The organism is Massilia timonae (genome assembly GCF_001866515.1).
Taxonomy (GTDB): domain Bacteria; phylum Pseudomonadota; class Gammaproteobacteria; order Burkholderiales; family Burkholderiaceae_D; genus Telluria; species Telluria timonae.
On sequence record NZ_JRYB01000001.1, the window covers coordinates 3,806,410 to 3,820,017 of the forward strand.

Genomic DNA, 13,608 nt, shown 5'->3' on the forward strand with positions numbered 1-13,608 from the left:
TTGTCGCGGGTTGATTCGTTCTTTCGTTTGGTTTCGTATGGATTTCGCTTTGCTATACGGGTTTCGCTTCCGGAGGTATCGAAAGCGCACCGTGGTGCGCAATCCGTATAACGTTATTTAGTCTATAGCGAAATCCTGAGCGTGACAAAGCATCTTTCGATCTTTTTCGAATCACTTGTTGTATCTGTGTTAAATCGGGATTTAGCTTTCGATTCGAAAGCGGGCGGTCCGGGGGACGGCCGGGGGTGCGCGGGTCAGCGCTTGCGCAGCATTCCCGCCAGCGCCTGCGCTTCCAGCGGTCGCGCGCACAGGTAGCCCTGGTAGGCCTGGCATCCGTTCGCGAACAGGAAGTCGCGCTGGTCCTCGGTTTCCACGCCTTCGGCCAGCACCTTCAGGCCAAGGCTGGCCCCCAGGGCGATGATGGTGCGCGCGATCACCGCGTCGTTCGGATTCGTGGTCAGGTCGAGCACGAAGGAACGGTCGATCTTGAGCATGTCGAGCGGCAGCCGCTTGAGGTAGGCCAGCGACGAATAGCCGGTGCCGAAATCGTCGATCGCAAAGGTCAGGCCGTGGGCCTTGAGGGCATTGATCTTGCCGATCGCGTCTTCGATGTCGTCCAGCAGCGAGCCTTCGGTGATCTCGAGCTTGAGCTTGCGCGGATCGGCGCCGCTCGGGCCGAGGCAGCCGAGCACCTGGGCCACGAAGGCCGGATGGTGCAGCTGGCGCGCGCTGACGTTGACGGAGATTTCCAGGTGCGCCGTTTCCGCCTGCCCGGCCCAGTCGGACAATTGGCGGCAGGCGCGTTCGAGCACCCAATGGCCGAGTGGAAGGGCCAGCCCGGTCTCTTCGGCGAGCGGGATGAATTCCACCGGCGAGACCGTGCCCCGCTTGGGGTGACGCCAGCGCACCAGGGCTTCGACGCCAACGATGCGGCCGTCGCGCTCGACCTGCGGCTGGTAGTGCAGGAAGAACGCATGGTCGCGCAATCCCGCGCGCAGGTCGTTTTCGAGCGTCAGGCGCGCCGCGGCGGCGGCTTGCAGGGAAGGATCGAAGAAGCGGACGGTGCCGCGTCCGGCCGCCTTGGCACGGTACATCGCCAGGTCGGCGCGCCTGAGCAGGTCGCCGGCATCGACGGCGTCGTCGGAAAAAACGGTGATGCCGATGCTGGCGCCGAGCTGCAGCCAATAGCCGTCCAGCTGGACTGGCTGGTTCAGCAGGTAGTTGATGCGTTCGCCTTCATGCTTCGCCTGGGCGCACGCCTGCTCCTTGTCGGCGGGCAGATTTTCCAGCAGCACGCCGAACTCGTCGCCGCCGAAGCGGGCGGCGACGACGTCGCTGGGAAGGCCGGCGACCAGCCGTATCGCCATCTGCTGCAGCAAGCGGTCGCCGACGGCGTGGCCGAGCGTCTCGTTGAGCGTCTTGAAATTGTCGAGGTCGATCAACAGCAGCGCCTTGCGCCGCGCATCGCCCCCTGTGTCGCTGCGCGCGGCGGCCAGGGCAGCCTCCAGGCGCTCGGTCAGGAACGCGCGGTTGGGCAGTCGAGTGAGCGTATCGTGGAAGGCAAGGTAGCGGATGTGGAGGTCGGCCGCATGCCGTTCGGATACGTCGATCACGGCGCCCACCACGCGCAAGGCTGTGCCGTCGCTGTCGCGCAGGATCTGCGCCCGGTCGTGCACGTGGGCCACGCTGCCGTCCTTGCGGATGAAGCGGTAATCGTCGCTCCAGTGGACGTCGCTGCCGCCATGGAGCGCATGGTCGAAGCGCGCGATCACGCGCTGGCGGTCGTCAGGATGGATGCGGTCCATCCACAGCGAGAGCGAAGCCTGGAATTCATCCGGCGCGTAGCCGAACAGCTCGTGCAGGCTGGCGCCGAACCACAGGGTGTCGGTGCGCACATCGAGATCCCAGATCGCGTCGCTGGTGACGCGGGCGACGATGCGCAGCCGTTCCTCGCTCTGGCGCAGCGCATCCTCGGTCAGCTTCTGCAGCGTGATGTCGCGCATATAGACTGCCAGCCCGGTCTCGGACGGATAGGCCCGCACTTCGCAATGCAGCTGGAGTGCGGCGTGGAAGTCGTCGAAGGCGACCGTGCAGCGCTCGCGCATGGCGCGCCGCAGTTCTTCCCGCGCCGGCGGCGCGCCCAGTTCGGGAAACTCATCCCACAATACCCTGCCCAGCAACCCGGCGCGCGGCCGCCCGAACAGCTGCTCGGCTTCGCTGTTGAGGTAGGTGAAGCGCCATTCGCGGTCGACCGTGTAGAAGACATCGGTGATGCTCTCGAGCGTGGCGCACAGGCGCCGCGCCAGGCGCACGTTGGCCTGCTCGGCCGTGTGCCGTTCGGTCACGTCCTGCACCGAGCCGTAGTAGGCCGGTTCGCCGTCTCTTCCGTGCATCAGGTCGCCGCGCGCATGCACATGGCGCACCGCGCCGTCCGGCCGTACCACGCGGTGTTCCATGTCGAGCGGCGTGCCGTATTGCAGGGCGTGCGCGATCTGGGCCTCGACGCTGTGCTGGTCGTCGGGATGCACGCGCGTGAACAGTGTCGCGAAGTCGGGATCGGGCGCGTCGGCGCAGATGCCGAACAAGGTGCGCATTTCATCCGAGACATACAGGCGCCGGTCCCGCACGCGCATCTCCCACAGCCCGACCTGGGCCACGCGCTGGAGGAAGTCGAACCGGTCTCCCAGCGTCGAACGTGGTGCCAGGGCGGGTCTGGTTGTCGGAGGAGGCATGGCGCAGCAGTCCGGGGCGTTGGGAACGCGACTGCGGAAAGCCTGGCGATATCGAGGGCAAGATCGGGCGCGGCGTCGAAGGCGCGCGTGCGCGTGCGGCAGTCGAAAAGACACCTCCTTGTATCATCCCCGGTCGGGTCGTGCAAGCGACGCTCCGATTCCCGGGCGCCGGAACGGCGAGGCCCCGCGCGCGCGGCTGCCAGTGCGGACTGTTGTAATATTTGCACGTACATTTGTACGAATCTTCATTGCTGGGTTACAATACGCTTTTCTGCCGCCAGTCATGGCCAGGCATTCATCAATGTTTCCCCCAATCGATGCGGCGCCGGGCGCGCGTGCAGGCATGGGGCGCGTTGAGCAGCGTTCGAGATCGCTGTCTTGTCTGGATCGACCCCATGCGCCAGGCAGGGCGCCCTGTGCGGCGTCGTCGCCGTGAAAGGCGACCCTGGTCCTGTATTCTCTGAACGATGACGTCATCGGCCTGGCCGTGGCGCTCATCGGGGCAATCGCAGGCCGCTTCGACCTCGGGAACTTACGTCGCGCGTCACATGTCGCCGATATCAAGCTCTGCTGCGCCGTCAATAGGCCGTAGGCCCGGGATTCCTCGTCCATTGCGCCACCGCCGGCCCGACGCCGGCCGTTGGGCGCCGATCATCACTCAGGAAACCTACGTGAATTTGCACTACACCATTACCCCGCAAGACCTCGATTCGCCAATGGCGGCATTTGCCGCGCGCATGAAAACGAAGACGGCGACCGGCCTGTGCGCCGCCCTGGCCGGCATCGCGGTCCTCGCGTCCGGCCATGCGCATGCCCAGGAGGGCGCCACGGAAATCGCGAGCGCGCAGGAAACGACGAAGTCGCCGCTGACGATCGGCGGCGCGATCCGCTTCAATTATGGCCACAAGAGCTGGGACGACGAGCGCCGCAGCGGTTTCGTCGGCCTCGACACGGCGCGGCTGGACGTCAACTACGATGACGGCCGGATGATCGGCTCGGCCCAGTACCGCTACAATAACTACCCCAAGGGGCAGGGCGACTACTGGCAGCATTTCCTGCGCCATGCCTGGGGCGGCGTGCGCTTCGACGACAAGAGCGAACTGCACGTCGGCCTGGACAGCAATCCCTTCGGTCTCCTGCCGTTCGCCTCGAATAACTTCTACGAGTCGATCGCCTTCTATGCCGGCTTCGAAGACAAGTACGACCTCGGCGTGAAATACATCAGCCGCCCCGGTCCGGTCGAATGGCAGCTCGCCTTCTTCCCGCGCGATGGCGGTTCCTACGGCGGCGGCAGCAATACGGCGGGCGCCTCGAACCGGTATTCCTACAATATCGTCAAGGATGACGACGAGCAGGGCTACGGCACCGGCCAGACCGACAGCGAGCGCAACACCCTGGTCGGACGCGTGGTATGGAACCTGGGGGCGGAGGGCCGCCACGAGTTCGGCTTTTCCGGCCTGACCGGCGAGATCGACAATGGCCGCGGAACCGACACCCGCCGGTACGCCGGGGCGGTCCACTATCGCGGCAACTATGGCCGCGTCAACGTCATGCTGCAATCGATGCGCTACCGCTACCGCACCGCGCACGGGCCCGAACAGACGTATGGCGGACTGGACCCGAACAGCTTCGTCCTGGTCGGCGGCTTCGGATATCCGTTCCCCGTCGCCTCCGCGGGCGACATCCATATCGCCAACGTCAGCTACGACATCCCCGGCAGGATCGGCCCGTTCAGCCAGTTCAAGGTCTACAACGACTACAGCGTGCTGAACAAGCGCAGCGGCGCCTACCGCGACTCGGTGCAGAACGTGACCGGGATGAGCTTCGCGGCAGGGAAGTGGTCGTTCTATGCCGACCTGATGATCGGCAAGCACCACCCTTACATCTCGCCCGATCTCGGCGGCCTGGCCGCGACCTCGTCCGAGCATCAGGGCTTCACGCGCCGGATCAATCTGCAGGCTGGCTATTATTTCTGACGCCATCGGCTGAGGGTGACCCACGGCGCGACCCGCGCGGCATCCAGTCGTTGTGAGCATTAATGCAAATGAGTATAATTCTCATTTGCATCTACTGACCTCACACTGACTGGACCCGCTCATGACCAAGCCGCGCCGCTCGCCTTCCATCCTGACCACCCGCCAACCGACCCTGTCGCTGCTGTCCAGGCGCGCCTGGGGCGCCGCGTTCGCGGCGGCGCCCGTCGCCCTGCTGGCCGGCGCCGCGCACGCCCAGGACAGCGGGGCGCCCCAGATCGAGCAGGTGCTGGTGACCGGCGCCCGCACGCTGGACGAGGCGCCGTACATGAACGGCGGGGTGGCGCGTCGCGGCGGCATTGGCGTGCTGGGCGCGGGCGACATCATGGACACGCCGTTCAGCACCACCAACTACACCTCGCAGTTGCTGGAAGACCAGCAGGCGCGCACGCTGGCCGACGCGGTCGTCAACGAAGCCTCGGTGCGCGTGCAGACCTCGACCTCGGGCTTCAGCGAAGACTTCCAGATCCGCGGTTTCAGCGTGGCCAGCGGCGACGTCGGCGTGAACGGCTTGTATGGGCTCAGTTCGGGCAACCGCATGCCGGCCGCGATGATGGAGCGCGTCGAAGTGCTGAAAGGCCCGGGCACGCTCATGTATGGCATCAGTCCTGGCGGCAGCATCGGCGGCAACATCAATATCGTCACCAAGCGCGCGGGCGACAAGCCGCTGACCCGCGTCACCGGCACCTTCGAGAGCCAGTCGATCTTCGGCGCCCACGTCGACGTCGGCCGCCGCTTCGGCGACGCCGGCGAATGGGGCGTGCGCTTCAACGGTGTCTACCGCAACGGCGACAACACGCTCGACGACAGCCAGGTGGAATTCGGCCTGGCCGCGCTGGCGCTCGACTACCGTTCTTCGCAGCTGCGCTGGGTGGTCGACGCCTATGCCCAGCGCGAGGACACCGACGGCTTTCGCGGCCAGTCCAGCTTCCGTCCGAACGTCACGCGAATCCCGGATGCGCCGTCGGGCCGGCGCGCGATGTATCCGGGCGTCGAACTCACGATGCGCGACTCGACCATCTCGTCGCGGCTCGAATACGACCTCGCACCGAACCTGATGCTGTACGCGGCCGCCGGCTACCACTATGGCGCCAGCGAGCAGGACTTTCCTTCCGCGCGCGGCCAGGATGCGATCGACATGGCGGGCAATCTGCGCATCAGCAACGCCTGGTACGATGCCGCCACCCGCAACAAGACCGGCGAGGTCGGCGCCCGCGCCAGCTTCGAAGGCCTGGGCGTGAAGCACCTGGTGACCGTGTCGGCCTCGCGCCTCGAGCAGGAGTCCGGCAGCTTCTTCCTGGCGGCGCCGGCCGGCGTGGCGGTGATCTCGAACATCTACCATCCGGTGTCGCTGATCCCCATGACCGGCGTGCGCCAGTCGCCGGCCACGACCTCGGGCACCGAGCTGTCCAGCGTCTCGCTCACCGACACCCTGTCGTTCTTCGACAACCGCCTGCTCGTGACCGGCGGCGCGCGCAAGCAGAAGGTGGTCGCCAAGAACTTCACGCCCGCCGGCGTCTCCACCACCTCGTACGACGAGAGCGCGACCTCCCCGCTGCTGGGCATCGTGGTCAAGCCCATGGACAACGTGTCGCTGTACACCAACTTCACCTCCGGACTGACGCGCGGCGCGATGGCGCCCGCCACCTCGGCGAACGCGGGCGAGGTGTTCGCTCCCTATAAATCGAAGCAGTACGAGGCCGGCGTCAAGGTCGAGCAGGGCAAGCTCCTGAGCGGCATCTCCGTGTTCCAGATCGACCGCCCGAATGCGGTCACCGACCCGGTCACCACGATCTACAGCATGGACGGCAACCAGCGTAACCGCGGCCTGGAACTGTCGGTCATGGGCGAGGCCGTGCGCAACCTGCGCCTGATGGCCAGCGCGACCTTCTATGACGCCGAACTGCAGAAGACCGCGGGCGGCGTGAACGAGGGCAACGACGCCAACGGCGTGCCGAAGCGCGCCCTCAGCGCCGGCCTCGACTGGGATCTGGACGCGGTGGCGGGCCTGAGCTTCAATGCGCGCGCCATCCATACCTCGGACATCCCGTTCAATGCCGCCAACACGCTGTACCTGCCGTCGTGGACCCGGCTCGATATCGGCGCCCGCTACCGCACCAGCGTGATGGGCAAGCCGGTCATCCTGCGCGCCAGCGTCGAGAACGTGGCCGACAAGGCGTACTGGCTGGCCAACGGCACCTTCGCCAGCGCGGCGGCGGCGCGCACCGCGCTGGTGTCGGCGCAGTTCGACTTCTAGGCGCGTCAGCGGGTCGGCCGCTGGCGCTCCCCGCGGCGGTCGCCGTCGCCAATAGTGCGCTTGCGCAGCGCGGTGACGAAGGCGTCATTGATGGCGCCGAGCGAAGAGGGCTTGCGCACGAACTGCACCTTCAGGTCCTGCAGCCGTTCCGGCGACAGCATGTAACCGCTGGTGAGCACCACCGGCAGCGCCGGTTGGTGGACAGCCAGCTGGCGCGCCAGCTCGATGCCGTCCATCTCTCCCGGCATCATCACGTCCGAGAACACCAGGTCGACGTCCGCCAGGTCGCAAGCCAGCGCCGCGGCCGCGCCCGTGACCAGGCGCACTTCGACGCCCAGCGACTGCAGCAGCGCGCCGGTCGCGTCGGCCACGTCGGGGTCGTCCTCGACGTACAGCACGCGCAGGCCGCTCAGGCCGTCGGCGCGCAGGGCGGATGGATCGATGCCGGGGGCCGCGGCCTGCTCCTCGCTGCGCGGCAGCAGGATGCCGATCGTGGTGCCGGCCGGATCGCGCCGGATGAAGGCCAGGCCCTGGCTCTGGATGGCGAAGCCGTAGACCTGCGACAGTCCGAGTCCGGTGCCCTTGCCCATCGGCTTGGTGGTGAAGAAGGGCTCGAAGGCCTGGCGCGCCGTCTCCTCGCTCATACCGTGGCCGTCGTCGCTGACGAGCAGGCTGACGAAGTCGCCGGCCAGGTGGCCGCCCTCCGGCAGCGCGGGGTCGGGCAGGGTCCAGTTGCGCGCCGCCAGCGTCAGCACGCCGCCGTCCGGCATGGCGTCGCGCGCATTGCCGGCGACGTTCAGCACCGCCGCGTCGAGTTGGGCCGGATCGACCACCACGCGCCACAGGCCGGGCGCGACGTCGCTGCGCAGCTCGATGCCAGGGCCCAGCGTGCGCAGGATCATGTCCGAGGTCGCGCGCAGCTGCGCGCGCAGGTCGACCGCGACGCTGGCCAGCGGCTGGCGGCGGGCATAGGCCAGCAGCTGCTGCGTCAGCGAAGAACCGTGGCCGGCCGCGCGCCGGATGCCGTCCAGCGCGCGCGTCACGCGCGCGTCAAGGCTGTTCGCCAGCAGCATGCGCAGCAGGGTCTCGCTGCCGGCCACCACCTGCAGGATGTTGTTGAAGTCATGGGCGATGCCGCCCGTGAGCTTGCCGAGCGATTCCAGCCGGCGCGCCTCGGCCAGCGCCTGTTCGACCCGGCGCCGCTCGAGCACCTCGCGCTCGAGCGAAGCGGTGCGCCGCGCCACCGTCGCCTCGAGTTCGCCGGCATGGCCGGCCAGCTGCGCCAGCTGGTCGCGCACGGCGAACTGCAGGCGCCGCGTGCGCAGCGCCGAACGCAGCGCCATCGCGAGCGCCAGGCGCGCGGTGGGACGGATGAGCAAGGTCACGTTGCCGAGTTCGCCGAGGCGCCGGAAGCGGCCGTCGTCGACCTCGCGGCTGTCGGCGTCGGCCAGCACCAGGATCGGCAGGTCGGACCACGCCGGCTGGCGGCGCAGCCGGTCCGCGAGGTCCTGCAGCGCGCAGCGCGCCAGGCCTTCTTCGGTGATGACGACGGCGAGCGCGCCGTCGCCCAGCGCGGCGTAGAATTCAAGAACGTCGGCGCAGGTCCTGGCCGCCACGCCCTCGTGCTCGACGATCGCGCGCAGGGCGGCGGCGTCGCCCGCCAGCGGGGCGAACACCACGACCGCTTGTGTCGCCTCAGGCGCCAAGGGCCGCCACCCCGATGTCGTCGTCCTTGCTCTGCACCCGATCGCCGATGCGGATGCCGTCGTCGGTCAGCTCGAGCTCGCGGATCTCGTGCACGTGCGGTCCCTGGCGCTTCTTGAGCACGCACAGCGCCTTGCACACCACGTGGTCGCGCTCGTAGTAGCGCAGCGAGATGATGTTGTCGGTGATGATGCTGACAGCGTCCGGCTCCTTCGAGGTGTCCAGCCGCTGCGAATGGGCGCCGACGACGATCGACGACACGCTCATATTGCTCAGGTAAGAGAACAGCTCGTTCATCTGCGGCAGCAGCGACTTCTCTTGCCGGATCACGTCCAGGTAAGAGTTGATGCTGTCGATGATCACCAGCTTGACGTCGTGGTCTTCGACCAGGCGCCGCACGCTCCAGATGAATTCGCCGGGCGAGATGCGCGATGGATTGACGCGGCGCAGAAAGAAGCGGCGGTTGTCGTCCGGATCCGCGGCATCGCCGGCGCCGGCGTCGCCGGTGTCGAGGTCGCGCACCGGCCCTTCGCCCATGTCCGCGACCAGGCGCGAACGCAGCGTCGATTCGGATTCGTCGAAATTGAAGTAGGCGACCCGCAGGCCCGACCTGACCGCCGACCGCGCATACTGCAGCGCCAGCGTGGTCTTGCCCACGCCGGACGGCCCCAGCACCATCGTCGAGCTGCCGGCGACCAGCGGGCCGCCGGCCAGTTCGTCGAGGGTCGCGATGCCGCTCACGATGTCGTTGCGCTGCGGCGGCCGGTGATGTTCCTGCGCGATCAGGCTCGGAAAGACCAGGATCTCGCCGGGAAGGATCTTGTAGTCGTGCCAGCCGCTCTGGAAACTGCCGCCGCGCATCTTGACGACGTGCAGGCGACGGCGGGCGGCGCCGAAGCTGCGTTCGACGTATTCCAGCGAAATCACGCCATGCACGGCGCTTTGCAGCTCGTATTCGCGGCCATCCGAAGTGATGTCGTCGAGCAGCAGCACAGTCGCACCGATGCGGCTGAGGCGCTCGCGCAGGGCGATGATCTGGCGCCGGTAGTGGGCGCTGTCGCGCGCCAGCAGCCGGATCTCGACCATCGAATCGATCACCACGCGCGCGGGACGGGTTTGCTCGACGCGGTCGGCGATACGGTTGACCAGCTCGACCAGCTCGCTGTCGGTCGGCAGCAGGATGCTCTGTGGCGCCGGCTGCGGCGGCAGCGGGATCATGTCGACGATCTCGACCCCGTCCAGGTTCCAGCCGTGGTTGGCCGCGGTGGCGCGCAGTTCGTCCTCCGCCTCCGACAGGCTCAGATACAGGCCGGCGTCGTCGCTGGCCACGCCCTCGATCAGGTAGCGCAGGCCGAGCGTGGTCTTGCCGGTGCCCGGCCGGCCTTCGATCAGGTGGATGCGGTTGCGCAGCAGGCCGCCGTGCAGCACTGCATCGAGTTCCGGGATTCCAGTAACAATGCGTTGCGGACAATGGGTCATATCGGTGTCGTGTATGGCTCGAAGGAGGCCTGCCACGTCGCGTGTGGGGCCTGAATTATGATGAAAATATGATAACAATCTTGATCAAGCCGCGGCGCGAGATTGGAACTCTCTGGCATTTATTGGCTTGAGGCAATATCTCTGATTGGTGGCGGGAATACCATGGAGCAGCGGCCAGCACGCCGCGCGCCGGTCCATCGAGGAGGTGACACTGCCATGGTGCATGAAATGAAATCCGTCAGGGAAGTCGCGGCCGAACTGCGGCAAGTGTGGCGCGCGGCGTCCGGATTCCTGCTCAGCATCGAGCTGTGGCTGATGGTGCTGGTGGCTGCCAGCATGGTCGCCGGGTTCTGGCTGGCCTTCATGGGCCAGCCTTGCTGCCTGCTGGCTTTCGGCGTCGCGCTCGGCTACCCGGCGCTGCGCATCGCCCTGCACCTCAAGGGGCGTCTCGCCTGGCCGTTCTTCTGAGGCTCTCGGCCGGCGTCCGGCTGGATTGCCAGGTCTGCTATGCTGCCCGCTTGGCGCTCAATCGCCGCTCAATTGCTGCTCAGTTGCTGCTCAATTGCTGCTCAATTGCTGCTCAATCGCCGCTCATTTGCAGCTCATGGAGAACACATCGATGACGTTTGACTCTTGCGCCAAGGCGCCGAAGGCCTGTTCGATCCGGCTCGCCACGGCCGTCGCCCTGGCCGTCGCGACGGTGGGCGGCAGCGCCGCCCAATCCGTCCGCGACCCCGCCTATGACGCCTTTGCGCTGATCCCCGAGGCGCCGGGTTCCGCCTGGATCGACGCGACCCTGCCCAAGGTTCCGGTCGCGCCGGCCCTGCACGCGACCGATTCCGTGTTCATCGACGTCGACCACGACGGCGACCTCGACGTCGTCGTCTCGGTGGAACACGGCGTCAACCGCCTGTACCGCAACGACGGCGGCGGCAAGCTGACCTACGTCCCGGACGCCTTTGGCCTGCGCATGCACGACAGCGAACACGTGCGCGCGGCCGATGTCGACCGCGACGGCCATATGGACGTGGTGTTCGTGGCCGAGGCCGACGAAGTTCACCAGCTCTACCTGGGCAACGGCAGGGGCGGCTTCGTCGACGCCAGCGCGCGCCTGCCGGCCCACAGCCAGGGCAATGCTCTGGCGCTTGGCGACGTCAATGGCGACGGCCTGCCCGACATCTTCATCGGCAGCACCGGCGAGGCGGGCGGCGGCAAGGAGGTGGCGGCGAAGAACCTGCTGTTCCTGAACGATCCGAAGCGTCCCGGCTACTTCGTCGATGCCTCCGCCACCCACCTGCCGCAGGGGAACGACCAGACCGAGGGCGCGGCGCTGGCCGACATGGATGGCGACGGTGACCTCGAACTGGTGCTGGCCAGCCCCAGCCAGCCGAACCGGCTGCTGGTCAACGACGGCGAAGGGCGGTTCAAGGACGAGTCGCACCGGCTCGAGCTGGAGGCGCCGATGGAAACGCGCGAAGTGCAGGTGCTGGACGCGAACGGCGACGGCAAGCTCGACATCGTGTTCTTCAACATCACCAGCAACAACGCCGGCTGGGACAAGGATCCGCAAACCCGCTTGCTGGTCAACGACGGCAAGGGCCGCTACCGCGACGAGACTGCAAAACGCCTGCCGGCCCACACCTTCTCGAGCTGGGCCGGGACGGTGGTCGATTTCAACGGCGACGGCGCGCCGGACCTGCTGGTGGGCGCGATCCAGGTGCCGGGCTTCGTGCCGCTGCAGCCGCGCGCCTGGCAGAACGACGGCAAGGGCCATTTCAAGGACGTGACCCTGGCGGTGCTGCCGGGCGTGACCGTCGGCCGCAGCTGGAGCATGGGCCGGGGCGACCTCGATGGCGACGGCAAGATCGACGTCTTCATCGGCGGCTGGGGCACCCAGGCGCGACTGCTGCTGAGCGACATCGAGAAGCACCGGGCGTCGCTGCCGCCGGTGCCGAAGCTCGAGAAGAAGGCGCGCTGAGGGTCAGCGCGCCGGCCTGAGGATGAATTCCGTGATCTCGGCCGGCACCCCGAGCCGGATCGGGAAGCCGTTCCACAGGCCGGTGCCGTTGCTGACGTACAGCTGCATGCGCTTGACGCGGTAACTGCCCGAGACGTAGCCGCCATTCGCGCGTTTCACGACCTGGTCGACGCCCCGGATCATGCCGCCATGGGTGTGGCCCGACAACTGGACGTCGATCCCCGACTCGGCATTGGCAGCGACGCCGATCGGCTGGTGGCTGAGCAGCACGACCGGCGCGTCCGGCGCCGCGCCTTCGAGCGCGCGGCGCGTGCTTGGTCCCTCCATGCCGAAGCGCGGCGCCACCCGGTCGGTGACGCCGGCGATCGTCAGGCGGCCGCCCTCATGGTCGATCGTGGCGTGGCGGTTGACCAGCACGCGCATCCCGAGTCCTTCGAAGGTGCGCGTCCAGCGCTCGGCGCCAAAATAATATTCGTGGTTGCCGAGGCTGGCGATCACGCCGTGCCGGGCCGCCAGGTCGGCCAGCGGCCGCACGTCGCCCGCGCGCGCCTGCGGCGAACCGTCGATCAGGTCGCCGGTGATGACGACCAGGTCGGGGCGTAGCGCATTGCTGCGCTCGACCACCTCGCGCACCCAGTCGCCGTGCATCAGGCGGCTGATGTGCAGGTCGGTCAGCTGCACCATCCGGAACCCATCCAGGGCCGGGGGCAGGTCGCGGATAGCCAGCTCGACCCGGCGCACCTCGGGCGCCTGGATCGCCTGGCCCACGCCGACGGCCGACAGCAGCGTGCCGGCGGCGACGACGGCATAGCGCAAACGCAGCGTCAGGCGCGCATCGATGGCGCGTCCGCGGCGCAGCACCCAGGCGGCCAGCAGGGCCAGGTCGGCCAGCAGCTGCAGCAGGAGCACCAGCAGGAAGCTGCAATACAACCAGCCCAGCAGGACGATGAAGACGCGCGGGATCTCGGGCGAGAACATCGTGCCGAACACCCATTTCTGGATCATGTGGTGCTGGCAGACCAGCAGCAGGGCCAGGCCCAGGCCGATCCGGGTGAAGCGGTGCAGGGGGAGGGGAACGATCAGGCGCAGTACGAGGTACAGATAGGCTAGATACACATAGGGGAAAAACACAGCGGCAACACTCTTGTCTCTGGTTAAGTTGCCGCGATCATATCGCACCCGGCGCCAGGAAACGGGGCTGCGCACGGTTTATCGGCGTTTACTAAACTTCGCTAAACTTCGCCCTTTCGGCGAAAGACTGTTGAGTGCAAGTTCTTTCCTTTGTATAAATTCGCTTGTTGTTACACGAAGACCTCTGCTATGCACGCGGCATCACTGTCGTTTAGTAAATCCCTGTGAACGCTATCATTCCCGCGTTCCGAACCCCGGGGAGAGCACGGCACGCCGCTCGATGGAGCCCGCAAG

At 67.2% G+C, this 13,608-nt stretch carries 8 protein-coding genes; 4 read left to right on the top strand and 4 right to left on the bottom strand.

The window, feature by feature from the left end:
- Positions 1-254: 254 nt before the first annotated feature.
- A complete protein-coding gene (locus LO55_RS16375; RefSeq protein WP_083415369.1) occupies positions 255-2,732 on the bottom strand; it encodes a sensor domain-containing protein in 2,478 nt (825 codons plus the stop codon).
- A gap of 671 nt (positions 2,733-3,403) precedes the next feature.
- Here LO55_RS16375 and LO55_RS16380 point away from each other — a divergent pair.
- Together LO55_RS16380 and LO55_RS16385 are read left to right on the top strand one after the other, a co-directional pair.
- Positions 3,404-4,708 carry a hypothetical protein gene (locus LO55_RS16380; protein ID WP_071363813.1) on the top strand — a complete coding sequence of 435 codons (1,305 nt, stop codon included), beginning with the start codon at positions 3,404-3,406 and terminating at the stop codon, positions 4,706-4,708.
- 121 nt (positions 4,709-4,829) lie between these two features.
- The gene (locus LO55_RS16385; protein ID WP_071362274.1) at positions 4,830-7,022 is read left to right on the top strand and encodes a TonB-dependent receptor; all 2,193 of its coding nucleotides are present in this window, start codon (positions 4,830-4,832) and stop codon (positions 7,020-7,022) included.
- A 5-nt stretch (positions 7,023-7,027) separates the two neighbouring features.
- Here the strand turns inward: LO55_RS16385 and LO55_RS16390 are convergent, their stop codons facing one another.
- On the bottom strand, positions 7,028-8,728 hold the full coding sequence (locus tag LO55_RS16390) for a response regulator (RefSeq protein WP_071362275.1): 1,701 nt from the start codon (positions 8,726-8,728) through the stop codon (positions 7,028-7,030).
- On the bottom strand, positions 8,718-10,205 hold the full coding sequence (locus tag LO55_RS16395; protein ID WP_071362276.1) for an ATPase domain-containing protein: 1,488 nt from the start codon (positions 10,203-10,205) through the stop codon (positions 8,718-8,720). Before LO55_RS16395 ends, LO55_RS16390 begins: the two co-directional genes overlap by 11 nt.
- 228 nt (positions 10,206-10,433) lie before the next feature.
- On the opposite strand from LO55_RS16395, the gene LO55_RS16400 reads away from it, so the two are divergent.
- Both LO55_RS16400 and LO55_RS16405 read left to right on the top strand, forming a co-directional pair.
- On the top strand, positions 10,434-10,673 hold the full coding sequence (locus LO55_RS16400) for a hypothetical protein (protein WP_229409791.1): 240 nt from the start codon (positions 10,434-10,436) through the stop codon (positions 10,671-10,673).
- A 151-nt stretch (positions 10,674-10,824) separates the two neighbouring features.
- Positions 10,825-12,183 (top strand): FG-GAP repeat domain-containing protein, encoded by a 1,359-nt coding sequence (locus LO55_RS16405; protein WP_083415370.1) that lies wholly within the window; start codon positions 10,825-10,827, stop codon positions 12,181-12,183.
- Between the two features lie 3 nt (positions 12,184-12,186).
- On the opposite strand, the gene LO55_RS16410 is transcribed toward LO55_RS16405, so the two are convergent.
- On the bottom strand, positions 12,187-13,314 hold the full coding sequence (locus tag LO55_RS16410; RefSeq protein WP_071362278.1) for a metallophosphoesterase: 1,128 nt from the start codon (positions 13,312-13,314) through the stop codon (positions 12,187-12,189).
- Positions 13,315-13,608 lie beyond the last annotated feature (294 nt).

What these genes read in the sequence shown, in the direction of transcription:
- LO55_RS16405 (WP_083415370.1), top strand. Translation starts at nt 10,825, where the DNA reads ATGACGTTTGACTCTTGCGCCAAGGCGCCGAAGGCCTGTTCGATCCGG.
- LO55_RS16400 (WP_229409791.1), top strand. Translation starts at nt 10,434, where the DNA reads ATGAAATCCGTCAGGGAAGTCGCGGCCGAACTGCGGCAAGTGTGGCGC.
- LO55_RS16395 (WP_071362276.1), bottom strand. Translation starts at nt 10,205, where the DNA reads ATGACCCATTGTCCGCAACGCATTGTTACTGGAATCCCGGAACTCGAT.
- LO55_RS16375 (WP_083415369.1), bottom strand. Translation starts at nt 2,732, where the DNA reads ATGCCTCCTCCGACAACCAGACCCGCCCTGGCACCACGTTCGACGCTG.
- LO55_RS16385 (WP_071362274.1), top strand. Translation starts at nt 4,830, where the DNA reads ATGACCAAGCCGCGCCGCTCGCCTTCCATCCTGACCACCCGCCAACCG.